This window comes from Streptomyces sp. NPDC048565 (genome assembly GCF_040650935.1).
Lineage (GTDB): Bacteria > Actinomycetota > Actinomycetes > Streptomycetales > Streptomycetaceae > Streptomyces.
In genome coordinates, this window is record NZ_JBEZIH010000023.1 from 121955 (window position 1) to 146424 (window position 24470).

Below are 24470 nucleotides of genomic sequence, written 5' to 3' on the forward strand. Positions count from 1 at the left end.
GTAAGCGCGGGAGGAGCGTACGGACGAACTGTCCTCGGGTCTTTCGTTTGGATCAGGCCGGACCCCGCGAGCCCGGCCTGATCCAAACGAGAGACCCTAGATCACCAGGCTCAGGGCGGCGGCCACCACGAAGCCGGCGACCGAGAGGACCGTTTCCAGGACCGTCCAGGTCTTCAGGGTGTCGCGCTCGGAGATGCCGAAGTACTTCGAGACCATCCAGAACCCGCCGTCGTTGACGTGCGAGGCGAAGATGGAGCCCGCCGAGATCGCCATGATGATCAGCGCGAGGTGGGCCTGCGACATGCCCTGTCCCTCGACGAGCGGGACGACGATGCCGGCGGTGGTGACGATCGCGACCGTCGCCGAACCCTGGGCGACCCGCAGGACCACGGAGATCAGCCAGGCGAGCAGGATGACCGGGAGGCCGACGTCGTTGAAGGTGTCGGCGAGCGCGTCCGCGATGCCGCTGCCCTTCAGCACGGCTCCGAAGATCCCGCCCGCGCCGACGACCAGCAGGATGTTGCCGACGGGCTTCAGCGAGGACGTGGAGACCGATTCGAGGGACTTGCGGGACCAGCCCCGCCGGATGCCCAGCAGGTAGTAGGCGAGGAGCAGGGCGATCGTCAGCGCGACGAACGGGTTTCCGAAGAACTCGATGACCGAGCGCAGGGTGGACGGGTCGAGCGCGATGGAGGAGAACGTCGCGGCCAGGATGAGGATCAGCGGCGTACCGATGATCGCGAGCACCGTGGAGAGCGGGACGGGCTTCTCGTGGGGGGTGACACCGGCGGCGCGCTGCTCGGCGACGACCGCGGCCTTGGCCTCGGCGGCCGCCTCGACCATGTCCTGCGGGACGTCGACGAAGATGCGCTTGCCGATCCAGGCGGCGTAACCCCAGGCGGCGAGGACGGACGGGATGCCGACGAGGGCGCCCATCAGGATGACCCAGCCGAGGGAGACGTTGAAGAGGCCCGCCGCGGCGACCGGACCGGGGTGTGGCGGCAGGAACGCGTGGGTCATCGAGAGGCCCGCCAGCAGCGGCATCGCGTAGAGGACGACCGACTTGCCGGAGCGCTTGGCGGCGGCGTAGACGATCGGCGCGAGGACGAAGATGCCGACGTCGAAGAAGACCGGGATACCGAAGATGAGGCCGGTGAGGCCCATGGCGAGCGGGGCGCGCTTCTCGCCGAAGAGGTTCAGCAGGCGGGCGCTCAGGACCTCCGCGCCGCCGGACACCTCCAGGATCGCGCCGAGCATCGTGCCGAGGCCGATGATGATCGCGACGTGCCCCAGGATGCCGCCCATGCCCGATTCGATGACCGAGACGGCGGCCGACTTCTGGACCGTGCCGAAGAGTTCGGTGACGGAGAGACCAGCGCCGAGGCCGACGGCTATGGATACGGCGAGCAGCGCGACGAACGGCTGGAGCCTGGCCTTGATGATCAGGAACAGCAGGAGCACGATCCCGAGGGCGGCGACGGTCAGCAGACCGGGTGTTCCGCCGATCAGGAGCAGCAGTCCACCGGTGTGGGGTGGCGCGTCGGGTGCGGGGGCGGCAGCGAGCAGCATGAGCGGTCAACTCCGTTGGTGACGGGGCCCTTCGGGCAGGGAGGAGCGCGGCACGGCGGCCCCGTGCGGGAGCGGTGGGGCGCCGTGCCGTGCTGCTGGGTGGTGCGGTGGGTCAAGTGATTCAGCCCGGGTGGTGGTGTGGCCGGCCGGGGACGGTCAGCCGAGCACCGCGAGGGCGTCGATCTCGATGAGCAGGCCCTTGGGCAGGCCGACGTACACCGTCGTACGTGCGGCTGCGGGGGCCTTCAGGCCCTGCTCCTCGAAGTACTCGTTGTAGATCGCGTTCATCTCGGCGAAGTGGTCGACGTCCGTGAGGTAGACGCGCATCATCATCACGTCGTCCCAGCTCGCGCCGCCCTCCTCCAGGATCGCCTTGACGTTGGCGAAGGTCTGCAGGGTCTGCTCACGGAGCGTCGGTCCTGCCGGGGTGGGGGCCTGGCCCTCCACGGCGGGCAGGAAACCGACCTGGCCGGCGACCTGGAGGATGTTCCCCTTCCTCACGCCGTGCGAGAACTTGGCGGGCGGGGTGGTGTGGGTGCTGGGGGTGAGGGCGGTCTTCTCGGTCATGGCGGATTCAGGCTTTCTTGGTGGGGGCGGTGCCGGAGTACTCCCGGCTGACGGCGTCCGCGGTGCGGCGTACCAGGGGAAGCAGGGTGAGGAGTTCCTCGGCCGTGACGACCACGTTCGGTGCGGACACCGACATGGCGGCGACGACCCGCCCGTCCGCACCCCGGATGGGGGCGCCGACGCAGTTGATGGACTCCTCGTGGCCTCCGAGATCGGTGGCCCAGCCCTGTTCGCGTACGACGGCGAGTTCCTTGAGGAAGGCGCCGGCGTTCGGGAGCGAACGGGACGTGTACATGGGGTAGTCGAGGCGTTCGGCGATCGCGCGGCGCTCGGGCTCGGCGAGGTCGGCGAGGAGCAGCTTCGCGACGGCGGCGACGGTGATCGCGACGGGTTTGCCGATCCGTGAGTACATCCGCACGGGGTAGCGGCTCTCGACCTTGTCGATGTAGAGAACCTCGTTCTCCTCGTACACCGCGAGGTGGACGGTGTGCCCGCACTGTTCGTTGAGCGCGACGAGGTGGCTGTGGGCGATCTCCCGTACGTCGAGGTTCTCGACGGCCTCCTGGGCGAGCGCGAAGAGCCGGGCGCCGAGGCGGTAGCGCTGGTCCTCCTGGCGGTAGACGAGCCCGTGCTCGTGCAGCGTACGGAGCAGGCGCAGCGCCGTGGACTTGTGGACGCCCAGCCGTTCCGCGACCTGGCCGAGGTCGGCGGGGCCCTGGGCGAGCAGCGGCAGGATGCTCAGCGCGCGGTCGACGGTCTGGCTCATGGGACTCGTACCTCCTCGTTCGCCCCGGGGACGACTGTCCAGCCGGGGCCGAGACGAAGTGTGCCCCAGGCCTCGTCGTCCAGGGCGGCGAGCCGGTCGGCGTACGCGCGGGGCGGGGGGCCCGTGAGGTCGCCGGGGACGGTGAGGACGGCAGCGGCCATGAGGTGGCCGTGCCGGGCCCTGTCACGTACGGGCAGGCCGCGGAGGGTGGCGGAGAGAAAGCCTGCGGCGAAGGCGTCGCCCGCTCCGACGGCGGCGACGACGTCGACGCGCAGGGAGGGGACGGTGGTGACGGTGTCCCGGTCCGGGCTGTCCGGGGTGCGGGAGTGGACGACGACGCCCTCCGGGCCCCGCTTGACGACGAGGACGTCCGGCTCGGGCAGGGCCGCGCGGATCGCTTCGGCGCCGTGGACGCCCCAGGCCTCCTCGGCCTCGTCCTCGCCGACGTAGACGAGGTCGCAGCGGCGGGCGAGGCCGAGGAGGACCTCGGGGCCCGGCTCGCCTTCGCGCCAGAGGCCGGGGCGGTGGTTGACGTCGAAGGAGACCAGGGGGCGGCCTTCGCGGGGGGCGGTGAGGTCGTCCAGGAGCGCCAGGCAGTCGGCGGAGAGCGCGGCGGTGATGCCGGACAGGTGCAGGACGCGGGTGGCGAGGAGGTCCTCGTACGGGATGTTGTGCGGGGACATCGCGGAGGCCGCGGAACCGGCCCGGTAGTAAGCCACTTCGTGGGTGTCGGTGGCTCGGTCCGTCGCCGTGCGGAAGTAGATGCCGGTGGGGCGGCCGGGGTCGCGGCGGACGGCCGAGGTGTCGACGCCGTAGCCGGTGATCGTGTCGACGAGGTGGTCGCCGAAACCGTCGGTGCCGACCCGGCCGACCCATTTCGCCCGGTGGCCGGCCCCGGCCAGCGCGCAGGCGACGTTGGACTCGGCGCCACCGATGCCGCGGCTGAAGGAGGGGACGTCGGCGAGGCTGCCCGGCTGCGAGGGCAGGAACGTCACCATGGACTCGCCGAGGCAGACGACGTCCACGGTGGCTGTCCTGGCTGCGGATCCGGGCACTCTGGGCTCCTCGTGGTCGACCGTGGGCGCCGGGCTCACCATTGACCCGGCATCGGCTCGGATGTTAGACAGCCATGAGCGATATACGCAACGCCTGTTGCACAGGTTGCAACGGCGACTTTCCCGAGGAGCCCCCTTGGCCGCCGAGCAGTCCCCCGAACAGTCGCCCGAACAGTCCGCGACGCCGCCTGTGACGCAGCCCGTGACGCCGTCCGTGACCCAGCCCGTGGCGGCACTTGCCGGCGAGCGGGTCGATCACCGCTTCAAGGCACTGCCGCCCGACGCGGAGGGACTGACCGTGGGCGCGCTGGCGGCCGAGCGCCGCAACCTCTTCACCGGTGGCTTCACCACCCCCGTGCTGGCCCTGTCCGCCGAGTCGGTCGAGGCCAACCTCGCCCTGCTCGAGACGTACGCGGAGCGGCACGGCCTGGCTTTCGCGCCGCACGGCAAGACGTCGATGTCCCCGCAGCTCTTCGCCCGCCAGCTGGAGCACGGCGCCTGGGGCATCACCGCCGCCGTCCCCCACCAGGCCCGGGTCTACCGCGCCTACGGCATCCCGCGGATCTTCCTCGCCAACGAGCTCGTCGACACGGTCGCGCTGCGCCGGCTGGCCGCCGAGCTGGACGCCGACCCCGGCTTCACGTTCGCCTGTTACGTGGACTCCGTGCGCGGTGTCGAGCTGATGGACGAGGCCCTGCGCGCGGCGGGTGCCGTGCGTCCCGTGGACGTCGTCGTGGAGCTGGGTGCGGGCGACGGCGCCCGCACCGGCGCCCGCACGGAGGCCGACTGCGCGGCGGTCGCCGACGCTGTGGCGGCCACGTCCACCCTGCGCCTTGTGGGCGTCGCGGGTTACGAGGGCGAGGTGCCTGACGCCTCACCCGAGCGCGTACGGGAGTGGCTGCGCCGACTCGTCGCGCTGGCCGCGGACTTCGACGCGGCCGGCCGCTTCACGTCGCTCGCCGACGGCGAGGAGATCCTGATCAGCGCGGGCGGCAGCGCCTGGTTCGACGCGGTCGCCGATGTCTTCGCCCAGGTCCCCGCGCTGAGCCGGCCGGTGTTGAAACTGCTGCGCTCGGGGGCGTACGTCAGCCACGACGACGGCCACTACCGTCACATCACCCCCTTCAACCGGATCCCCGACGAGGGCGCGCTGCAACCCGCCTTCCGCCTCTGGGCCCAGGTCGTCTCCCGGCCCACCCCCGAGCAGGCCTTCGTCAACGCGGGCAAGCGCGACGCCGCCTACGACCTGGACCTCCCCGAGGCGCAGGTCGTGCGCTCGGCGCGCGACGGCTCGGTGCGCCCGGCCACCGGCATCACCGTCAGCGGGCTGTCCGACCAGCACGGCTGGGTACGGACGGAGGCGGGTGCGCAGCTGGAGGTCGGCGACTGGATCGGCATGGGGCTCTCGCACCCCTGCACCTCCTTCGACAAGTGGCAGCTGATCCCGCTGGTCGAGGCGGACGGCACGGTCACGGACTACCTGCGCACGTTCTTCTGATCCCGTAACCGGGGCTCCGCCCCGGACCCGGTCCTCGAACGCCGGACGGGCTGAAATTCCAGCCCCGCCGCGTTTGAGGCGCGGGGGTCCGGGGGCGGAGCCCTTCCTGAAAGGCGAGCTGCACCCATGGACCTGGTCATTCGCAACGCGTCCGTCGTCGACGGCACCGGCGCCCCCTCCTACCGCGCCGACGTCGGCATCACGGACGGCCGGATCACCGAGATCCGCGGGGAGGGCACCGGCCCACGCCCCACAGCCACCCGCACCCTGGACGCCGACGGCCTCGCACTCGCGCCGGGCTTCATCGACATGCACGCGCACAGCGACCTCGCGCTGCTGCGCGACCCCGACCACAGCGCGAAGGCCGCCCAGGGCGTCACCCTGGAAGTCCTCGGCCAGGACGGCCTGTCGTACGCCCCCGCCGACGACCGCACCCTCGCCGAGGTCCGCCGCTCCATCGCCGGGTGGAACGGCGACGGCAGCGACATCGACTTCGACTGGCGCACCGTCGGCGGCTACCTGGACCGTCTCGACCGGAACTTCGGCGGCCAGGGCATCGCCGTCAACGCCGCCTACCTCATCCCGCAGGGCTCGGTCCGGATGCTCGCCGTCGGCTGGGACGACCGCCCCGCCACCGCCGCCGAACTGGACCGGATGAAGGAGCTCGTCGCCCAGGGCATGGCCGAGGGCGCGGTCGGCATGTCGTCGGGGCTGACGTACACCCCGGGGATGTACGCGAAGGACGCCGAACTCACCGAGCTGTGCCGGGTGGTGGCCGCGCACGACGGTTACTACTGCCCCCACCACCGCTCGTACGGCGCGGGCGCCCTCGCCGCGTACGAGGAGATGGTGCGGCTCACCCGCGACGCCGGCTGCGCGCTCCATCTCGCCCACGCCACCATGAACTTCGGCGTGAACAAGGACAAGGCCCCCGAGCTCCTCGCCCTCCTGGACGACGCACTCGCGGCGGGCGCCGACATCTCGCTCGACACCTATCCGTACACCCCCGGCTGCACGACCCTCGTGGCGATGCTGCCCAGTTGGGCGAGCGAGGGCGGGCCCGATTCGATCACGACCCGGCTGGCGGACGGGGCGACGGCCGAGCGGATCCGCCACCATCTGGAGGTCATCGGCTCGGACGGCTGCCACGGCGTCCCGATCGAGTGGGACACCATCGAGATCTCCGGCGTCGGCTCCCCCGACCTGGCCGGATACGTCGGCCGTACGGTGGCCGAGTCCGCCCGGCTGCGCGGCGAGGAGCCCTGGGTGACGGCCCGGCGACTGCTCGTCGACGACCGTCTCGGCACGACGATCCTGCAGCACGTCGGCCACGAGGAGAACGTCCGGCAGATCATGCGCCACCGGGTGCACACCGGCGGCAGCGACGGCATCCTCCAGGGCGACAAGCCGCACCCCCGTGCGTACGGCACGTTCCCCCAGTACCTCGGGCGCTACGTACGGGAGCTGGGCATCCTCTCGCTGGAGGAGTGCGTCGCCCACCTGACCTCCAGGCCGGCCGCCCGCCTGCGCCTGCCGGACCGCGGACAGGTCCGCGAGGGCTACCGCGCGGACCTGGTCCTCTTCGACCCGGCCACCGTGGCGGCCGGGTCGACCTTCGACGAGCCGCGCACCCTGCCCGTGGGCATCCCGTACGTCCTGATCGACGGCCGCTTCGTCATCGAGGACGGCACCCGCACATCCGTCCTGGCGGGCCGGGCGGTGCGGGGCGGCGGCCGACACTGAGCCCTTGCGCCCCATCAAACGAGTTCAGGAAGAGTCACCGCCCGAGCATTGCACTGAGCCATTTCCAACCTGACGGGTGGTTGGACTGACACCCCGGCAGCAGGCATGAAGAAAGCTCCTGGTAGACGGGTTCACGACCAAGATCACCAGTCAGGTTGGAAATGGCTCGGTAAGACCTGTCCCGTAAATGATCTCTGGCTGGTGTGGGCGTGGGTGATGACGAGCCCGACTGCGCGCATATCCGGCGAGGTTGAGGTTGTGCAGGCGGGCGATTCCGAGCATGGCGTGGTGGACGCCGTCGCCTTTGAGGCGGCAGTCGCGGAGGATCTTCCAGGTCTTCATGCGGGCGAAGACGTGCTCGACGCGGGCGCGGACGTGTTTGTGGGACTTGTTGTGGGCCTGTTTCCAGTCGGGCAGCTCTTCGCCCTTGCGGCGGTGGGGCATCACGAGCCCGGTGCCGGGATAGCCGCCGTCAGCGATGGTCACGGTCTTGCCGACGGCGGCCTTCGCGCCGGACTCCTCTCACGCCTTGCAGTCGTTGCGGTTGCCGGGCAGAGGCCGGCCGACCAGCACGACGAGCCTGGTGTCGGCATCGATGACGACCTGGTGGTTGGTGGAGTACCGGTAGTTCTTGGACTGCTCGGCGATGGCGTGGTCACGGGTGGGTACCAGAGTGCCGTCCACGATGAGCACGGTGTCCTTACGGAACCGCTTGCGGGGCTGCAACGCGAGCGACGGGCCGAGGTGGTCGATGATGCGGTCGGCCGCGGACTTCGAGATACCGAAGAGCGGGGCAAGCTGGCGCAACGTCAAGTTCGTGCGCCAGTAGGCCGCCACCAGCAGCACCCGGTCCTCCAGCGGAAGAGACCACGGGCGGCCCTTGCGTACCGGATCCGCACCCTCGCGGCGCAGCGCAGTCACCAACTTGCCGAAGATACGCGGGCTCAGCCCGTGAACGGGGCTGCCCAGGACGGCTCCGACGCCGTGATCACACCAGCCACAGCAAGATCACCTCACCTGTGACCAGCAGTTACGGGACAGGCCTTAGGTAGAGACCGCCATGGATGCGGACAAATCATCACCACGCGACGTTACATCAGCCCACATTGGCCCTCATGGGAATATCTGGGAGATTAGCCACCCCCTCGAAAGGGTGTACGCCCAAATCGAGCCAATCACGTGGCCAGATAGGCCATACCCCCACACACCCGTGATCGAGTTGCGGCAGGAAAGTGAAGAAACGTTCACTCAGGGAGGGCTCATGCACACAAACTCAAGAGTCATCGGCATACGGATTGGCTCGATAGGTGGAGTCACCGCTGCCGCGTGCTTCGCAATGGCGCCTTTGTCCCACGCCGCCGAAGCAAGCACAGACCCCGGATCGGGAGTGATTCAGCCATACAACTGGCAGAGTAGCCTGGGAAGTGTCCTTACCGGCTTCCAGTCCAGAACGTGGACCGATGAGGCGTATTCTGAGGTCAGATTCAAGGGCTGCGACACCAGCAGCTCTTCACTGTCCGAAAGCACCACTGTCGACCTTCGCTGGAGACGCAGCCTGCAGCCGGATACATCGTGGGGAACCAAGGTGTACACCAATTGCTTCAAGGGAGAAGATAAAATTAGTGCCGGAGAGTGGACTGGCCTCTCCCATGGCGACCACTTCTTCCAGATCAAGTACATCAATGGCAGCGACTCCGGCAATAACCTATCAGTGCGCGTAGTGGCCATCGACACAACAAAGGCCGACTAAGAGGATTCTTCACCTTTTTTGCGGCGGGGCACCCGAGGACCGGGCGCCCCGCCGTCATCGATCAGCCTACCGAAAGACTTCATGAACCTCATCAGACGCCTTCGCGCCGGCAGCACACCATGGGCTTTCCCCCTCGTAATCGGCTTGATTCTTTTGTATTTTTTCAAAAGTTTCGCAATCGACTACAAAGTACCCGACCATCAACCCAAGTACGCACCATCCGTCACGTCATCCGTGCTGCTATCCTTCTATTCACTCTCTTATGCAATCTCCTCCTCACTTTCCGCATGGGAAAGCGGAAGACTGAAGGCAAATGGCGTTTGGGAAATCGCGCCATCGCGCTCCCGTATCGGAATCGCCTTCAATGTTCTGGCTCCGGTGGTGGCCCTCTCCTGGCTGATGCTAGTCCTTCCTGTCGCTATGGCACTGATCGCGACGGATACAGCACCGACCCTCGGGGTCCTGCCTCTGCTCATCATGGCGATGTTCGTAACTACAGCGCACTCCGTAGTGGGGTTCGGAATAGGCCTGCGCGTCCCACGCCTTATTGCGACTCCTATCCTTGCCGTGGGAGTATTTTTCTTCATTTCGGCCTCTTGGTCCTATGAACCATTCTGGATTCGCCACATCTCAGGCCAGTTTCCCGTGGATCTAATGTTCGCAGAATCTGCGAACATTATTTCACTCACACCTCACATTCTCTTCATCGGCTCCTTCGCCCTCGGGATAGTAACCCTCTCCATTCCATCGTTTAGCAAGGTTTCCCGTTCCTGCATCACTACGGCGGCTTGCGCCATTTGGGTTTTTGGGTTGCTAGCACCCTATGCCATTGCGAAAAACTGGGGTGCCGTTCCACCACTATCAGCCGGAAATGTCGCAATGGAATGCTCCGAGCAATCCCCAGAAGTATGTCTGCCTGCTGGAACTGGTACCGAGGCAGCCTCAGCAAGGGCTGAAATTGTGGTTGCACTGGAAAAATTGAAGGGCGCCGGGGTGCCTGTCGAAGCACCCCAGAGTGTGATCGACAGCGTGGTGAATCGCCGACACCCGGTTCCCTCTACCCGCTCCCGCTGGCAACTTCCATTGATCGCCAGCCAGCAAGAGGGCACCACGCAGCTTCAGGTTGTTCGAAAGGTCACCGAGCCTCCCTGCAGAAATTCTGTCAGCGACATCCACGCCCGGAGCATCCTGCTGTGGTCAGCAGGGATTGTCGGCCAGCAGGACAACTACCTGCGCCAGCAGCGCTTGGAGTTGAGCAACTTCAAGAACCGCGAAGAGATCATAGCTTTGGAGGAGAAGCGCGTAGCTAGAGTGCAATCCATGTCACCCGCAGCCCAGCTAGAGTGGTACAAAAAAGAGCGTAAGCAGGCTTGTGAGCCGAAGCAGCAGACGGGAGCAAATTAATATGTGGTGGTGGATTAAGTGCCGCCGCGCACACATTCTAATGCCGTCCGCGCTCATCTGCTACCTTCTGGTTGTAGCAACCATGCAGGGGCAGACAGTCTCTCTGCCCTCCATCCTCTCCGGGACGAGCAGTCGATTTCTGCTCGCGCTGATCGCCCCGATTCCGCTCTGCGCCACCCTGGTGGAATCACTGGAGTCTCGCGTTTCCTCACAAGAAGAGACCGGGCTACGAAATATTCCTTTCCTCGATGCAGGGTTGTCTCTGGCCTCTGCTGGGGTTGCAGTGGTCTCGGCGCTGGGCGTGAGCATGATCCTTGACACGTCCTCAGCAATCACGGCCGGACGCAATACAGCTTTCCTGGTCGGCCTCACGCTACTCGCTCGCAGCATAATTGGTCGGACTGCAACCATGATCCCAGTGGTGTGGATCTTCTGCGTTGTATTTTTCGGCTACAAGAATCCCCAGCAGCCCTATTTCTGGGCTGTGCTCCCAGAAGAGTTCAATAATCTGTACGCCGCTACAGCAGCATTCTTCTCGCTCTCTGCGGGTCTCGCTGCTCAGATACTCTGGCAACCGCGTTCGCATGAGACGGGAGAAGCATGAAACTAACGATGAGTAATTGCACCTACGGATATCGACCTTGGTCCAAGGCCGTGATATCGGATCTCAATTACGAACTCCCCCGCGGAACAAGCATTCTCCTAGGCCCTAACGGGGCTGGGAAGTCTACGCTACTTAAACTTGCTGCATCTGTAATTTACCCACGCGAGGGATTCGTCAAGTTTGCCGAAATTTCGTCCCGGGAGCGCATGTACCGCAGCAAGGTAGCGTGGATGCCGCAGCGAATCGTTGCCATGGCTGCGCTCACTGCGCGTGAGCAAGTTGCCTACGTGGGGTGGCTCAAGGGGATGAACCGGCGTGACGCTTGGGATTCTTCAATCAATGCTTTGTGCCGGGTGGATCTCAAGGATCAAGCAGACACAAAGGCAGCGCGTCTTTCCGGAGGACAGCTCCGCCGGGTTGGCGTCGCATCTGCACTCGTGCACGACGCCAGAATTCTGCTACTCGACGAACCCACTGCTGGAATGGATCCCCGACAGCGAAGGATTTTTCGGAGTCTCCTCCATCTCCTGTCAGAGGAGAAGGACATTCTTATTTCCACACACGACGTGTCTGACCTGGCTGAAGAATCCGATCACGTGACGCTGCTGAATTCTGGAAAAATCATGTTCACAGGAAGTACTGAATATTTTCTTTCACACGCACCCGAAGGCGTCGCCTCTGGCAGGAGGGCCGAGGCTGCGTACACCGCGCTGGGCGAGCGAAACTCGGAGTAGAAAACGCGTAGGTCTCAACACCGTTGTGTCATGCGTACGGCACGCCCCTGGCACCTCGGAGCCTAGGTACGGGCGCCGGCCCGTGGGCATCCACCCAGGACACCCCGGCCAGCGTGAGGGCCGCGAAAGCGGCCCCCAAGCGCTCTACGCCTACCGCCGAAGATCACACGCATCATGTCTCCCCCGCAATCCGCCCGGCGCCCCGGTCCCCGTCCAGCCGGGGCGTCACGGGTGAACAGCCGTCAGTCTGGCACCGGCCACGACCCCCGGGGGACGGGGCGCACGGCAGCCTCCTGCCAACCGCCGGACAGGATCCTGCCGGGCGCCCCGGGCCTTGCTTAGAGCTACGGCTTCGGGAGCGCGCAGCCGGACAGGGTCAGGTCGATCTTGTTGCCCTCGCCTATGCACGGCACGATGCCGTACGTCTGCTGGGCGTAGTTGATGCCCTCGCGGACGGTGACGGTGCCGTCCTCGGCGACCTCGCACGGGTTGTTGTCCGTGCACTCCTGGCCGTCCTCGTTGCCCGTGTTGTTGACGGCGACCACCTTCCCGGTCGCGTCATCGATCACCGGTGAGCCGGACGTGCCGCCGATGGTGTCGCAGGAGGAGGTGTAGCGGATCGAGTCCTTCCAGGTCCAGTCGCCCTCCTTGAGCTGGTAGGTGAAGCCGTCGACGTCGCAGCTGTAGGTGCGCTTCCAGTAGCCGGAGGCGACGGTGATGGCGGTGCCCTCGGTCGGGCGGGCCGCGTCGAGCTCCAGGGCCTCGATGCCGTAGTCGCTCTCGATCTCGGCGTACGTACTGGTCAGCTGGTAGAGCGAGACGTCGGTGTCCGTCATGGTCCCGTACGCGACCTTGTCGGCACGCAGCGTCCCGACGCCGGTGCCCGCACCGTCCAGCAGCGTGAAGGTCCTGCTCGACGCCTGGTCGAGCACGACCTCGCCCGGGCCGGGGAATCCGGATTCCAGGCAATGCCCGTTGGACATGACGAGGGCCGGGTCGTCGGCCCCGGAGGACGGTGCCCGGACGACCGAGCCCGAACAGTTGCTGAGCGCGACGGTACCGGCGAAATCGACCGCCTTCGTGTGGACTTCGGGGGCGTCGGGGGTAGTTGCCGCGGTTGCCGCGGTTGCGGGTGCGATGCCCGCACCGAGGAACAGAACAGAGAGAAGTGCGCCGACGAGAGGCTTGTTCATGTGGGGGGTCCCCTCCAGATATGCCAGTGACCGGAGTTCTTCCGGCTTTTGACATGCGCATGTTTGCGTATGAAGGGAGGCCCCACAAGGGGCGAATTCAAGCCGCCGGGGATCGATCAGCGAAGCGGACTCACCGCCCGCACCGCCCGGGCCTTCCGGGCGACGGGCCTGCCGAGTGCGACACCGGCCAACACCAGGGCCAGCCCGCAGAACTGGCGCGCCGTCAGCACCTCGCCCGCGATCAGTGTGCCCAGCAGGACGCCGGTCACGGGATTGAGCAGGCCGACCAGGCCCACCGTCGCGGCGGGCAGATGCCGCAGGCCGGCGAACCAGGCGGCGAAGGCCAGGGCCGTCGCCACCACGGAGACATAACCGAAGCCGAGCAGGGCGGGTCCGTCCAGATGCGGCGGCGCCCCCTCGAAGACACACGCGAACGGCAGCAGCAACAGCCCGCCCGCGGTCAACTGCCAGGCGGTCGAGGCGAGTACGTCCACCTCGCCACCCCACCGCTTGGCCAGGACGTACCCGAGGGACGACAGGAGCATGGCAGCGACCGAGGCGGCCACCCCCAGCGGCGCCGCCGACGCCTCACCCGTGAGGAGCATGAGCGCCACTCCCCCGGCACCGACGCCCGCCCCGGCCAGGTGCCGCACATGCGGGCGTTCCGCGACCAGCCCCCAGGCGATCATCATCATGACCATCGGCGAGGTCGCCATGACGGTCGAGGCCAGGCTGGTCGGGAGCGTCTGGGCGGCGATGTACACGAGGGCGAAGAAGACACCCGTGTTGAGGAGGCCGAGCACGGCGCTGCGCCACCACCACGACCCGCGCGGCAGCCGTCGGCGTACGGCGAGGAGGAGCAGCCCGGCGGGCAGCGCCCTGATCGCGGCACCGTACAGCGGGTCGCCGTCCGGCAGGTACTCATGGGTGACGAAGTAGTTCGTGCCCCAGGCCACGGGCGCGATGGCCGTGACCAGCGTCCAGCGAACATTGGCTTCCATGGAAGTTATTATGCCTTCCCAGGAAGCTATAGTGGAAGTCATGCAGGAACAGGAGCGGGAGCACTCCGAAGAACCGCCGAGCGGCCCCCGGGGGGGACCCCTGGACCACGTGGCGCGCATCCAGGCCGAGTGGGCCAGGGAGCGCCCGGATCTCGATGTGCGTCCGCAGGCCGTGATCGGCCGGCTGCACCGGCTGGGCGCGCTGCTCACCGAGCAGTTGTGCGCCGTGTACAACCGTCACGGGCTGGGCGAGGGCGAATTCGACGTGCTCGCCGCGCTCCGGCGCGCGGGCGATCCCTATGAACGCGCCCCGGGCGAACTCGCCGCTCACACCATGGTCACGACGGGCGCCATGACGAAGCGGATCGACCGCCTGGAGCGTGACGGGCTCGTCAGCCGGCGCCGCTCGGCGGCCGACGGCCGGGGGCGGGTCGTGGCCCTCACCCCGGCGGGACGGGACCTGATCGACCAGGCGTTCGGCGCACACATGCAGAACGAACGCCGGCTCCTGGACGCCCTGTCCCCCGACGAGGCCGCACAACTGGAGACCCTGCTGACCGCGTGGCTGGCCCGCGTCGAGCCCCCACAACCGGCCCCCTGAGCTGCGCGGGCGGCTCGGGCGGCGATGGGGGCCGCCGTCAGACAGTTCCCAGGTCCACGGTGACGGAGAAGGGCGCGGCGACCTTGATCACGCCGGTGTACATCTCGCCGTCCCGGTAGGCCTTGGTGGCGGGGTCGAGGACGTAGGTGTAGACGATCGGGACACCGGTGGGGGGCTGTTCGACGCGCCAGTAGAAAGGGATCCCGGCCTTCGCGTACTGGTCCACCTTCACGATCCGGTCGGTGGTCTCCGATCCGGGCGACACGACTTCGACGACCAGGAGCACATGTTCGGGGCGGGTGGGCGTGAGGTCGATGGTTTCCGCACGGTGGACGACGACGTCGGGGCGGCGGTTGGTGAGGGGGACGTCCTGCAGACGGACATCGAAGTCCGTGTCGGCGTTCCAGTCGGAGCCTGCTGCGTCGTCCAGGGCATTGGCCAGGATCCGGGCCAGGCGGTTGTGCCGCTTGGACGCGCCCGGGCTCACGACGACCATCCCGTCCACGATCTCGATGCCGGCGCACTGCTCCTCGGACCAGGAGTCGTACTGTTCCGCACTGATCTGCATATGCATCCACGCGGGTGCCACCATCTCGGCGGTCATGGTGCACCTCCTTCGACGACGCTCGTCAGCGCTGCTCGGCTCAGCCTATTGTTCCGCACCCCCGGACACGCACGCTCCAGCCACGGCGTGATCCACCGACCTGCCGGGCATGCCCGATTTCGTCGTCAGCCGCCCCCTAGGGTCGGAGCATGACACTCGACCTCGACGCCTACTTCGCACGCATCGGCTGGGCGGGAGACACGGACCGCCGCCCCACCGTGGAGGTGCTGCGGTCCGTGCACCGCGCCCATCTGCTGGGTATCCCGTTCGAGAATCTGGAGCCCCTCCTCGGCAGTGCCCCCTCCCTCGCGGTCCCTGACCTGGAGCGCAAGCTCGTCCGCAGCGAGCGCGGCGGGTACTGCTACGAGCACAACACCCTGCTCACCGCCGCCCTGACCCAGCTCGGCTTCCATGTCACGCTGCTGACCGCGCGGGTGGTGGTGGGCGCGGCGCCCGGTGACATCCGGCCCCGTACGCACATGCTGATGCAGGTGGACGTGGAGGGTGAGCGCACCCCCTGGCTGGCCGATGTCGGCTTCGGCTCGAACGGCGGGCTGGTGGAGCCGATCCCGCTCGTGGTGGACGCCGAGCTGGTCGACACCCCGCGCCGCCACCGGCTCGTGCACGCCCCGCACGACGGGCCGCTGGAGATGTGGGAGCTGCAGACGGACAAGGGCGGCTACTGGGAGCCCCAGTACGAATTCACCCTGGAACCCTTCGAGGCTCCGGACTACGACGTCATCAACTGGCACATCGCGACGAATCCGCGCTCGCCCTTCCGGCAGACGCTGTACGCCCAGCGCACCCTGCCGGGCGTGCACCGGGCCCTGTCCGGGCGGACGCTGGTGTACACCGCCGACGACGGCACGGTCGATGAGCGGGAGCTGAGCGACTCCGCCGAGGTGCTGCGGGTGCTGGCCGAGGACTTCGGCGTACGCATGCCCGAGGGGACGGTCCTGCCGGGCTGAGCACCCGGGAGCCGGACGCCCCCGGCCCCCGGGTGGCGCATCTCACCCGGTCCCGTCGCTCACGCCCGCATTCCAAGCCCTGGCCCCGCCGCGACCGGCCGTTCCCACGGTCCGCGGCCGGGGCCGCATGCCGATGGAAGACCCGGCGCGCCCGGGCGCACCCCCGGAGGGAGCAACCGGCGCTCGACCTGGGCGCACCACTCGAAACACGGTCGTAAGCTCGCAGACATGCAGGTCATCCAGTCCACGAAGCTCTCCGGCGTCTGTTATGAAATCCGCGGCCCCGTGCTCGAGGAAGCGATGCGGCTCGAAGCCGCAGGTCATCGCATCCTCAAGCTCAACACGGGCAATCCCGCGGCGTTCGGGTTCGAGTGCCCGCCGGAGATCCTCGAGGACATCCTGCGCAACCTCTCGGGCGCCCACGGCTACGGCGACGCGAAGGGCCTGCTGTCCGCGCGGCGTGCGGTGATGCAGCACTACCAGACCAAGGGGATCGACCTCGGGGTCGAGGACATCTACCTGGGCAACGGCGTCTCCGAGCTGATCCAGATGTCGATGCAGGCGCTGCTCGACGACGGCGACGAGGTGCTCGTCCCCGCCCCCGACTACCCGCTGTGGACCGCCTCGGTCTCGCTGGCCGGCGGTACGGCCGTGCACTACCGGTGCGACGAGCAGGCCGACTGGATGCCCGATCTCGCGGACATCGAGCGGAAGATCACCGACCGCACCAAGGCGATCGTGATCATCAACCCGAACAACCCGACCGGCGCGGTCTACGACGACGAGATGCTGCGCGGGCTGACGGAGATCGCCCGGCGCCACAACCTGGTGGTCTGCTCGGACGAGATCTACGACCGCATCCTCTACGACGGTGCGACGCACACCCCCACCGCCGCCATCGCCCCTGATCTGATGGTGCTCACCTTCAACGGGCTCTCCAAGAACTACCGGATCGCGGGGTACCGCTCGGGCTGGATGGCGGTCTGCGGCCCGAAGGCGCACGCCTCCTCGTACATCGAGGGCCTGACGATCCTGGCCAACATGCGGCTGTGCGCCAACATGCCCGCGCAGCACGCGGTGGCCACCGCGCTCGGCGGGCGGCAGTCGGTCAACGAGCTGGTGCTGCCCGGCGGGCGGATCCTGGAGCAGCGGGACGTCGCGTACGACCTGCTGACGCAGATCCCCGGGGTGACCTGTGTGAAGCCGAAGGGGGCGCTGTACCTTTTCCCGAAGCTCGATCCCAAGGTCTTCAAGATCAAGGACGACCGGCAGATGGTCCTCGACCTGCTGCGGGCCGAGAAGATCATGGTGGTGCAGGGTACGGGCTTCAACTGGCCGGATCCCGATCACTTCCGGGTGGTCACGCTGCCGCCGGCCAAGGACCTGACCGACGCCGTGACACGGATCGGGAACTTCCTGGACGGCTACAGCCAGCCCTGAGAGATCCAGGCCTCCCGGATCTGGCACAACTTTAGACTGAATCTAAGATAGGATGGCCTTACGCGACAGCAGGAGGCCATCCCATGTACGAGCCGATCCGCACCAAATCGGTCCACACATCGGCCGACAACGCCGATTTCCCCCACCGCAGCCGCGAGGACGAGCTGGACATCCAGCTCGCCGGACATCTCGCGGCCCTGCTCGCCGTGACCGATGAGCTGGGCCTCGCCGTCATGGGCGACCGCATCGCCGCCCAGGTCGCCCGGCTGCGCGGCGCGCCGCCCGCCCGGCACGCAGGACGGAGCGAGGCGCCCACGGCGGCTCTGCACCGCCGTGCCCACGCACTCGCCGGCCGGGTCCTCGTGGTGGCCGCGTCCCGCGCCGACACCGCCGTGGCGATCCTCGCGGCCGAGGCCATGGACGCGCACACCGCCGCCCTGTCCGCACCGACCGCCCTGGTCGGCGCCCCCTGACGGCACCGGTCCACGGGTCGCGAAGGCGCGTGGACCGGTGCCACGCGACGAGCCGGGTGCCCCGCTCACCCGGCTCGCGCATGTCGCCCCCGCCTGCTCAGCCCAGGCGCCGGACCAGCGCGCGGTACTCGTCCCACAGCTCCTTCGGCGTGTGGTCACCGAAGGTGTTGAGGTGCTCGGGGATCAGCGAGGCCTCCTCGCGCCAGACCTCCTTGTCCACCGTGAGGAGGAAGTCGAGGTCGGACTCGGAGAGTCCGAGGCCCTCGGTGTCCAGGGAGCCCTTCGCCGGCAGGACACCGATCGGGGTCTCGACGCCCTCCGCCTTGCCCTCCAGGCGCTCGACGATCCACTTGAGGACACGGCTGTTCTCGCCGAAGCCGGGCCACACGAACTTGCCCGCGTCGTTCTTGCGGAACCAGTTGACGTAGTAGATCTTCGGGAGCTTCGACTGGTCGGCCTTGTCGGCGCCGACCTCGACCCAGTGCTTCATGTAGTCGCCCATGTTGTAGCCGCAGAACGGCAGCATGGCGAACGGGTCGCGGCGCAGCTCGCCGACCTTGCCCTCGGCGGCGGCGGTCTTCTCGGAGGCGACGTTGGCCCCGAGGAAGACACCGTGCTGCCAGGTGAAGGACTCGGTGACCAGTGGGACGGCCGAGGCGCGGCGGCCACCGAAGAGGATCGCCGAGATCGGCACGCCCTTCGGGTCCTCCCACTCGGGCGCGATGATCGGGCACTGGCCGGCCGGGACGGTGAAGCGGGCGTTGGGGTGGGCGGCGGGGGTGGTGGACTCGGGGGTCCAGTCGTTGCCCTTCCAGTCCGTGAGGTGCTCGGGCAGCTCCTCGGTCATGCCCTCCCACCAGACGTCGCCGTCGTCGGTGAGCGCGACGTTCGTGAAGACGGAGTTGCCCCACATGGTCTTCATGGCGTTGGCGTTGGTGTGCTCGCCGGTGCCGGGCGCGACGCCGAAGAAGCCGGCCTCGGGGTTGATCGCGTACAGCTGGCCGTCGTCGCCGAACCGCATCCAGGCGATGTCGTCGCCGATGGTCTCGACGGTCCAGCCGGAGATCGTGGGCTCCAGCATGGCGAGGTTGGTCTTGCCGCAGGCGCTCGGGAAGGCCGCCGCGACGTACCTGCTCCCGCCACGCGGCGGGGTGAGCTTGAGGATCAGCATGTGCTCGGCGAGCCAGCCCTCGTCCCTGGCCATCACGGAGGCGATGCGCAGCGCGTAGCACTTCTTGCCGAGCAGGGCGTTGCCGCCGTAGCCGGAGCCGTACGACCAGATCTCGCGGTCCTCGGGGAAGTGCGAGATGTACTTGGTGGAGTTGCAGGGCCACGGCACGTCTTCCTGGCCTTCGGCCAGCGGGGCGCCGAGGGTGTGGACGGCCTTGACGAAGAAGCCGTCGGTGCCGAGCTCGTCCAGGACGTCCTGGCCCATGCGCGTCATGGTGCGCATCGACACGGCGACGTACGCGGAGTCGGTGATCTCCACCCCGATCGCGGAGAGCGGGGAGCCGACGGGGCCCATGCAGAACGGGACGACGTACATCGTGCGGCCGCGCATGGAACCGCGGAAGACGCCGTTCCCGCCCGTGAAGATGTCCCGCATCTCGGCGGGGGCCTTCCAGTGGTTGGTCGGGCCCGCGTCCTCCTCCTTCTCGGAGCAGATGAAGGTCCGGTCCTCGACGCGGGCGACATCGCTCGGGTCGGAGGCGGCGTAGTACGAATTCGGGCGCTTGACCGGGTCGAGCCGGGTGAAGGTGCCCTTGGCGACGAGCTCCTCGCACAGGCGCTCGTACTCGGCCTCGGAGCCGTCGCACCAGACCACGCGGTCCGGCTGGGTGAGGGCGGCGATCTCGTCCACCCAGGAGGCGAGCTCCTGGTGCCGAGTGGGAACAGTGAGGGGAGCCGCGATGTCTCGCGCCACGATCGCTCCTTGTAGAGAGGTGGTGTTGTCAGGCCCCGTGGGGGCTGCGACCCGGATGCTGACTCCTGCCGACTTCCCCTGGCGCTCATCCGGTGCCGACCGCGCTCATTCGATCATCCGGCCATCGCGCCCATATGTCCAGAGGGCTGCACACGTGAGCATGACCACTGAGGGTCACTGACATGAGCGGCGCCGCCCGGTTACGGGAGCGTAGGTAGCATGCGCGTATGACTTCTGCCGCCCCCGGGTCCGGACCCGTCGAGCTCACCGATCCCGTCCCGGTCAAACCACGGATGCGGGGCTGGCTGCACGCCGGAATGTTCCCGGCGGTGGTCATCGCCGGCATCACGCTGATCGCCCTGTCCGACAGCACGCGGGCACGGGTCGCCTGCGCCGTGTACATACTCAGCGCCTGCCTGCTGTTCGGCGTGAGCGCGGTCTACCACCGCGGTACGTGGGGCCCGCGCGGTGAGGCCGTCCTGCGCAGGCTGGACCACGCGAACATCTTCCTGATCATCGCGGGCACCTACACCCCGCTGACGCTCCTCCTGCTGCCCGAGTCCACCAGCCGCCCGCTCCTGTGGGCGGTGTGGGGCGCGGCGGCGGCCGGCATCGCCTTCCGGGTGTTCTGGGTCGGCGCCCCGCGCTGGCTCTACACCCCGTGCTACATCGCCATGGGCTGGGCAGCGGTGTTCTTCCTGCCGGACTTCATGCGCACCGGCGGGATCGCCGTGCTGGTCCTGGTCGTCGTCGGCGGACTCCTCTACAGCGCGGGGGGCGTCATCTACGGCCTCAAGCGCCCGAACCCGTCACCGCGCTGGTTCGGCTTCCACGAGGTGTTCCACTCCCTGACGCTGGCGGCGTTCGTCGTGCACTACGTCGGCATCTCCCTGGTCGCCTACCAGCAGTGACCTGACCGCGTACGGCGAAGGGCCCGGCCACCACGACCGGGCCCTTCGCCGTACCTGCGCAGCCGCACACCCACGTGCGTCCGTCAGCCGCTGTCAGCCGCCGAGCTTCGCGGCCAGCTCCTCCACGTCCGCCGTCGGCGCGTCGCACACGAAGTGCCGGCAGACGTACGCCGTCGGCTCGCCGCCCACCAGCGGCCGGTCCACCAGCAGCGGGAACTCGGTGCCCGCGTCCGGCCCCTCGCCCGCCGCGACGACCGCGCCGGGCGCCCGCCCCAGCAGCGCCGTGCGGTGCAGCTCCCCGGCGACCGGCCCGGCCACCGCGACCTCGCGCGGACCGTCCAGCAGCGCTTCGGCGACGGCCAGTCCCCAGCCGATGAACCGGGGAGCCTTCGGGCCGAGCGCTCCGACGATCCCGAGGGCGCCCTCGGCCGCCGTACGGTGCGCCTCGGACCCGGTGTGCGCCGCGTACGAGAGCAGCGCACCGGCGGCGGCCGTCCAGCCGGCCGGGGTCGCGCTGTCGGTGGGGTCCTGGGGGCGGCGGATCAGCTGCTCCGCGTCATCGGCGGTATCGAACATCTGCCCGTCATCACCGGTGAAGTGCTCCAGCACGATGTCCAGCAGGAAGCCCGCGAAGTCCAGCCAGGCACCCTCGCCGGTGACGGAGGCGAGAGCGAGGAACCCCTCGGCGACATCGCCGTAGTCCTCCAGGACCCCGGAGTTCTCCCCCGCACGGCCGTCCTTCGAGGTGCGGCAGAGGCGGGCGACATCGCCCATGTGCACCCGTACGAGCAGGTCGGCGGCCTCCGTGGCCCGCTCGACCAGATCCGGGCGGTCGAAGTACGCCCCGGTCTCGGCCAGCGCGGCGATCGCCAGGCCGTTCCAGGCGGCGACGATCTTGTCGTCGCGCTCGGGGCGCGCCCGCAGCTCACGCGCGGCGAGCAGCCGGGCCCGCACCCCGGCGGCCCGCGCGGCGTCGCCCTGCTCCTCCACCTCCCCGTCCCCGCGCACGAGCCGCAGCACGGATGAACCCTCCTCGAAGGTGCCCTCATCGGTCACCCCGAAGTACCCGGCGGCGAAGGCGGCGTCCTCCTCCCCCAGCACCTCGCGCAGCTGCGCGGGCGTCCACACGTAGTACGCGCCCTCGACATGGCGCCCCTGGGGGTCCTCGCTGTCGGCGTCCAGCGCGGAGGCGAAGCCGCCCTCGGCGGTCCGCAGCTCGCGGACCATGAAGTCCGCCGTCTCCAGGGCGACCCTGCGGGCCAGGTCCGAGCCGGTGGCCCGCCAGAGGTGGGCGTAGACGCGGCAGAGCAGCGCGTTGTCGTAGAGCATCTTCTCGAAGTGCGGGACGACCCACTCCCGGTCCACCGAATAGCGCGCGAAGCCGCCGCCGAGCTGGTCGTAGATCCCGCCGCGCGCCATGGCCGCACAGCTGTCGGCGGCCATCTGCAGGGCGCCCTCGGCACCCGTACGGGCATGGTGGCGCAGCAGGAACTCGATGACCATGGACGGCGGGAACTTGGGCGCACCACCGAAGCCGCCGTGCTTCTCGTCGTAGTCACGGGTCAGCCGCAACAGGGCCTGCGCCAGCTCGGATTCACCCGGCAGACCCCCCTCGGCGACGGTCAGGGAACGCCCCGCGAGGTCACGGACGATACGCCCGGCAACCTCGGCGACCTCCTCGCGCCGGTCGGTCCACGCGGCCACGACCCCTGCGAGCACCTGCTGGAAGGAGGGACTGCCGTGGCGGGGCTCGGGCGGGAAGTAGGTGCCGAAGTAGAAGGGTTCGGCATCGGCGGTCAGGAACACGGTCATCGGCCAGCCGCCCTGACCGGTCGCGGCCTGCACGGCCTCCATGTACACGGCGTCGACGTCGGGCCGCTCCTCACGGTCGACCTTCACGGGCACGAAGTGCGCGTTGAGGTAGTCGGCGACAGCCGGGTCCTCGAACGACTCATGGGCCATCACATGACACCAGTGGCACGCCGCATAACCGACGCTGAGCAGCACGGGCACATCGCGCCGCCTGGCTTCCTCGAACGCCTCGGGCGACCACGGCCACCAGTCGACGGGGTTGTCGGCGTGCTGGAGCAGGTAGGGGGAGGTGGTCTGCGAGAGTCGGTTGGCCATGCCCCAATCCTTGCGCATGCCTCCAAGTCCCGTCCGGGCGCCACGAGGGTTACGGCCGGAGGACTGCGGCAGCCGGGCAACGCGGGCTGCCGCACCGGGCCGTAACAGGTTCACAGTTGATTAAATCTGCACAGTATCTATAGAGTTACTGCGCGGTCAGGGTGGGTCGTGACCAGATCGCAACAAGACCTGACCAGTCTGCACATCACTCTCGGGGGAGGGCGCATAGGACATTTATGCTCTGCGCCGTGCGCCGTTCTCGTAGGCGCCACAGCAGCCACATTCGAAGCAGCCGTATCCGGCGCGCCACAGCCCGACCCGTCAGTGCGTCGGAACTCCTGATCCTCAGCCTTTACGAGAACCAGGAGTCGAACCGCGGTGCCCTTTGGGTCAGCGGCCGTCGACGGACTCTCTCACTTCGCGGACCAGAATACCGGCCTCACGAATCTTGATTCCGGGACGAGCGGCTCGGAGTGCCTGAATCGCCTTGGTCTCCTTGCCGAACGGATCGATACCGGCAACGGCCAACGTGGTACGGGCCCACTCCACGGTGGCCGGGCCCTGATCTGTCCTGATCAGGCCGTCTATGACCTCAAGGGCCCTGCTCAGCCCGGGACGTTCGACCTCGGAGGCGTCGTTCAATGCCTGCTGCACAGCCGACTTGACCGGACCGAGATCGGGCTTCGGGGCTGATCGACCCATTTTCAGATAGTACATCGCCACTTCCCTCACATGCCGTTCAGGCTGATCAAATTCGCACCACCGCCCGCCCGATCCAACGGGGCACGGGCTGTGGGACGTAGATGAGTAATCGGGGACTTTTACTCCACTGGGGATCTAATGCTCAGCCCACTTAGGGAAAATTCCAACGCCATATCTTATCAAAGTACGCCCAATCGCTTGCATCAGGTGCTGCAACCCGAATCGGCCCGCCTTCGCCTGGACGAAATGTCCCGTGTCGTTCGACACGATGTTTTCGGCGCCTTGCGTGTCGACCGCATGCACGCTTCACACTTCGAACTGCACCAGCACCTGGCATTCAGTTGTCTACGCAGGGGGGCAAGCGCAAGGTATCTCTTTCCCTCCGCGTGCCTTCAGGACGCGGCAGCCACGTCGTTCCTGCGCCGTATCGCCGCAGAGGGCGCCGAGGTGCGGATCGCGAAGGAACTGGAGAGCAATCTGCTGGTGTGTGATCAGCAAACCGTCCTCCTCTCGGAACACCCCGACGCCCCCGACCGCAAGGCACTGCTCTCCCAGGAGCCCGGCCTCGTGCGCAACGTGACCGGACTGTTCGGCACGGCGTGGGCCCATGCCACGGATTTCACCGAGTCGTTGCCGCCCACGCCCCTCACACCCGATCACAGACAGCTGCTCGCGCTCCTGCTCCGCCCCGGCAAGGACGTCACCAGGGCACGTGAACTCGGTGTGTCCATCCGCACGTTCCATCGCCGGGTCGCGAGCCTCTACGAGCAACTCGGGGTCGCGAGCCGCACCGAAGTCGCACTCGTCGCCCATGAATACGTCGGCGGCTGACGGCC

Annotated in this window: 22 protein-coding genes and 1 pseudogene; 12 read left to right on the top strand and 11 right to left on the bottom strand. The window is 68.0% G+C overall.

The features are described 5' to 3' along the window. Nucleotides 1–96: 96 nt before the first annotated feature. From AB0C75_RS26040 to AB0C75_RS26055, 4 genes are all read right to left on the bottom strand, one after another. Complete coding sequence (locus AB0C75_RS26040) at nucleotides 97–1569, bottom strand: gluconate:H+ symporter (protein ID WP_362894117.1); 1473 nt, start codon at nucleotides 1567–1569, stop codon at nucleotides 97–99. A 156-nt stretch (nucleotides 1570–1725) separates the two neighbouring features. Beyond that, nucleotides 1726–2136 carry a RidA family protein gene (locus tag AB0C75_RS26045; RefSeq protein WP_362894118.1) on the bottom strand — a complete coding sequence of 137 codons (411 nt, stop codon included), beginning with the start codon at nucleotides 2134–2136 and terminating at the stop codon, nucleotides 1726–1728. 7 nt (nucleotides 2137–2143) lie between these two features. Next, the gene (locus tag AB0C75_RS26050; protein WP_362894119.1) at nucleotides 2144–2902 is read right to left on the bottom strand and encodes an IclR family transcriptional regulator; all 759 of its coding nucleotides are present in this window, start codon (nucleotides 2900–2902) and stop codon (nucleotides 2144–2146) included. Continuing rightward, nucleotides 2899–3957, bottom strand: coding sequence for a sugar kinase (locus AB0C75_RS26055; protein ID WP_362894120.1), 1059 nt, complete (start codon nucleotides 3955–3957; stop codon nucleotides 2899–2901). Before AB0C75_RS26055 ends, AB0C75_RS26050 begins: the two co-directional genes overlap by 4 nt. Nucleotides 3958–4147: 190 nt before the next feature. On the opposite strand from AB0C75_RS26055, the gene AB0C75_RS26060 reads away from it, so the two are divergent. Next, nucleotides 4148–5455, top strand: a complete 1308-nt coding sequence (locus AB0C75_RS26060) for an alanine racemase (protein ID WP_362894152.1) — start codon at nucleotides 4148–4150, stop codon at nucleotides 5453–5455. A 126-nt stretch (nucleotides 5456–5581) separates the two neighbouring features. Continuing rightward, nucleotides 5582–7198, top strand: coding sequence for a D-aminoacylase (locus tag AB0C75_RS26065; RefSeq protein ID WP_362894121.1), 1617 nt, complete (start codon nucleotides 5582–5584; stop codon nucleotides 7196–7198). Nucleotides 7199–7348: 150 nt separating this feature from the next. On the opposite strand, the pseudogene AB0C75_RS26070 reads toward AB0C75_RS26065, so the two are convergent. Continuing rightward, nucleotides 7349–8199, bottom strand: a pseudogene (locus tag AB0C75_RS26070) (transposase). A gap of 209 nt (nucleotides 8200–8408) precedes the next feature. On the opposite strand from AB0C75_RS26070, the gene AB0C75_RS26075 reads away from it, so the two are divergent. The 4 genes from AB0C75_RS26075 to AB0C75_RS26090 all read left to right on the top strand — a co-directional run bounded on the left by AB0C75_RS26075 (nucleotide 8409) and on the right by AB0C75_RS26090 (nucleotide 11690). Continuing rightward, the gene (locus tag AB0C75_RS26075) at nucleotides 8409–8948 is read left to right on the top strand and encodes a hypothetical protein (protein WP_362894122.1); all 540 of its coding nucleotides are present in this window, start codon (nucleotides 8409–8411) and stop codon (nucleotides 8946–8948) included. Nucleotides 8949–9029: 81 nt separating this feature from the next. After that, nucleotides 9030–10352, top strand: a complete 1323-nt coding sequence (locus AB0C75_RS26080; RefSeq protein WP_362894123.1) for a hypothetical protein — start codon at nucleotides 9030–9032, stop codon at nucleotides 10350–10352. Nucleotides 10353–10434: 82 nt separating this feature from the next. Next, complete coding sequence (locus AB0C75_RS26085; protein WP_362894124.1) at nucleotides 10435–10956, top strand: hypothetical protein; 522 nt, start codon at nucleotides 10435–10437, stop codon at nucleotides 10954–10956. An 8-nt stretch (nucleotides 10957–10964) separates the two neighbouring features. Then, nucleotides 10965–11690 (top strand): ATP-binding cassette domain-containing protein, encoded by a 726-nt coding sequence (locus AB0C75_RS26090; protein ID WP_362894153.1) that lies wholly within the window; start codon nucleotides 10965–10967, stop codon nucleotides 11688–11690. 344 nt (nucleotides 11691–12034) lie between these two features. Here the strand turns inward: AB0C75_RS26090 and AB0C75_RS26095 are convergent, their stop codons facing one another. After that, nucleotides 12035–12883, bottom strand: coding sequence for a serine protease (locus AB0C75_RS26095; RefSeq protein WP_362894125.1), 849 nt, complete (start codon nucleotides 12881–12883; stop codon nucleotides 12035–12037). A gap of 116 nt (nucleotides 12884–12999) precedes the next feature. Further along, on the bottom strand, nucleotides 13000–13884 hold the full coding sequence (locus AB0C75_RS26100) for an EamA family transporter (RefSeq protein ID WP_362894126.1): 885 nt from the start codon (nucleotides 13882–13884) through the stop codon (nucleotides 13000–13002). A 109-nt stretch (nucleotides 13885–13993) separates the two neighbouring features. Here AB0C75_RS26100 and AB0C75_RS26105 point away from each other — a divergent pair, with 109 nt between their 5' ends. Next, complete coding sequence (locus AB0C75_RS26105) at nucleotides 13994–14485, top strand: MarR family transcriptional regulator (RefSeq protein WP_362894154.1); 492 nt, start codon at nucleotides 13994–13996, stop codon at nucleotides 14483–14485. 37 nt (nucleotides 14486–14522) lie between these two features. Here AB0C75_RS26105 and AB0C75_RS26110 read toward each other — a convergent pair whose 3' ends face one another. Beyond that, nucleotides 14523–15089, bottom strand: a complete 567-nt coding sequence (locus AB0C75_RS26110) for a Uma2 family endonuclease (protein ID WP_362894127.1) — start codon at nucleotides 15087–15089, stop codon at nucleotides 14523–14525. A gap of 149 nt (nucleotides 15090–15238) precedes the next feature. On the opposite strand from AB0C75_RS26110, the gene AB0C75_RS26115 reads away from it, so the two are divergent. From AB0C75_RS26115 to AB0C75_RS26125, 3 genes are all read left to right on the top strand, one after another. After that, entirely contained in the window at nucleotides 15239–16057 is an 819-nt protein-coding gene (locus AB0C75_RS26115; protein WP_362894128.1) for an arylamine N-acetyltransferase, read from the top strand. A gap of 228 nt (nucleotides 16058–16285) precedes the next feature. Continuing rightward, a complete protein-coding gene (locus tag AB0C75_RS26120) occupies nucleotides 16286–17497 on the top strand; it encodes a pyridoxal phosphate-dependent aminotransferase (protein WP_362894129.1) in 1212 nt (403 codons plus the stop codon). Between the two features lie 83 nt (nucleotides 17498–17580). Then, on the top strand, nucleotides 17581–17970 hold the full coding sequence (locus AB0C75_RS26125; RefSeq protein ID WP_362894130.1) for a hypothetical protein: 390 nt from the start codon (nucleotides 17581–17583) through the stop codon (nucleotides 17968–17970). 97 nt (nucleotides 17971–18067) lie between these two features. On the opposite strand, the gene AB0C75_RS26130 is transcribed toward AB0C75_RS26125, so the two are convergent. Next, complete coding sequence (locus AB0C75_RS26130; RefSeq protein ID WP_362894131.1) at nucleotides 18068–19894, bottom strand: phosphoenolpyruvate carboxykinase (GTP); 1827 nt, start codon at nucleotides 19892–19894, stop codon at nucleotides 18068–18070. A gap of 227 nt (nucleotides 19895–20121) precedes the next feature. Here AB0C75_RS26130 and AB0C75_RS26135 point away from each other — a divergent pair, with 227 nt between their 5' ends. After that, on the top strand, nucleotides 20122–20805 hold the full coding sequence (locus AB0C75_RS26135; protein ID WP_362894132.1) for a hemolysin III family protein: 684 nt from the start codon (nucleotides 20122–20124) through the stop codon (nucleotides 20803–20805). Nucleotides 20806–20898: 93 nt separating this feature from the next. Here the strand turns inward: AB0C75_RS26135 and AB0C75_RS26140 are convergent, their stop codons facing one another. Continuing rightward, on the bottom strand, nucleotides 20899–22932 hold the full coding sequence (locus AB0C75_RS26140) for a thioredoxin domain-containing protein (protein ID WP_362894133.1): 2034 nt from the start codon (nucleotides 22930–22932) through the stop codon (nucleotides 20899–20901). 390 nt (nucleotides 22933–23322) lie between these two features. Then, nucleotides 23323–23649, bottom strand: a complete 327-nt coding sequence (locus AB0C75_RS26145) for a hypothetical protein (protein WP_362894134.1) — start codon at nucleotides 23647–23649, stop codon at nucleotides 23323–23325. Nucleotides 23650–23832: 183 nt separating this feature from the next. Between AB0C75_RS26145 and AB0C75_RS26150 the strand changes: the two genes are divergently transcribed. After that, entirely contained in the window at nucleotides 23833–24465 is a 633-nt protein-coding gene (locus AB0C75_RS26150; RefSeq protein WP_362894135.1) for a hypothetical protein, read from the top strand. The last annotated feature ends 5 nt before the right edge of the window (nucleotides 24466–24470 follow it).

Bases quoted from the DNA above. Each gene is read 5' to 3' on its own strand.
- AB0C75_RS26095 (WP_362894125.1), bottom strand. From the start codon at position 12,883: ATGAACAAGCCTCTCGTCGGCGCACTTCTCTCTGTTCTGTTCCTCGGT.
- AB0C75_RS26145 (WP_362894134.1), bottom strand. From the start codon at position 23,649: ATGTACTATCTGAAAATGGGTCGATCAGCCCCGAAGCCCGATCTCGGT.
- AB0C75_RS26040 (WP_362894117.1), bottom strand. From the start codon at position 1,569: ATGCTGCTCGCTGCCGCCCCCGCACCCGACGCGCCACCCCACACCGGT.
- AB0C75_RS26050 (WP_362894119.1), bottom strand. From the start codon at position 2,902: ATGAGCCAGACCGTCGACCGCGCGCTGAGCATCCTGCCGCTGCTCGCC.
- AB0C75_RS26065 (WP_362894121.1), top strand. From the start codon at position 5,582: ATGGACCTGGTCATTCGCAACGCGTCCGTCGTCGACGGCACCGGCGCC.
- AB0C75_RS26115 (WP_362894128.1), top strand. From the start codon at position 15,239: ATGACACTCGACCTCGACGCCTACTTCGCACGCATCGGCTGGGCGGGA.
- AB0C75_RS26090 (WP_362894153.1), top strand. From the start codon at position 10,965: ATGAGTAATTGCACCTACGGATATCGACCTTGGTCCAAGGCCGTGATA.
- AB0C75_RS26085 (WP_362894124.1), top strand. From the start codon at position 10,435: ATGCAGGGGCAGACAGTCTCTCTGCCCTCCATCCTCTCCGGGACGAGC.
- AB0C75_RS26135 (WP_362894132.1), top strand. From the start codon at position 20,122: ATGACTTCTGCCGCCCCCGGGTCCGGACCCGTCGAGCTCACCGATCCC.
- AB0C75_RS26080 (WP_362894123.1), top strand. From the start codon at position 9,030: ATGAACCTCATCAGACGCCTTCGCGCCGGCAGCACACCATGGGCTTTC.
- AB0C75_RS26110 (WP_362894127.1), bottom strand. From the start codon at position 15,089: ATGACCGCCGAGATGGTGGCACCCGCGTGGATGCATATGCAGATCAGT.
- AB0C75_RS26140 (WP_362894133.1), bottom strand. From the start codon at position 22,932: ATGGCCAACCGACTCTCGCAGACCACCTCCCCCTACCTGCTCCAGCAC.
- AB0C75_RS26120 (WP_362894129.1), top strand. From the start codon at position 16,286: ATGCAGGTCATCCAGTCCACGAAGCTCTCCGGCGTCTGTTATGAAATC.
- AB0C75_RS26045 (WP_362894118.1), bottom strand. From the start codon at position 2,136: ATGACCGAGAAGACCGCCCTCACCCCCAGCACCCACACCACCCCGCCC.
- AB0C75_RS26125 (WP_362894130.1), top strand. From the start codon at position 17,581: ATGTACGAGCCGATCCGCACCAAATCGGTCCACACATCGGCCGACAAC.
- AB0C75_RS26100 (WP_362894126.1), bottom strand. From the start codon at position 13,884: ATGGAAGCCAATGTTCGCTGGACGCTGGTCACGGCCATCGCGCCCGTG.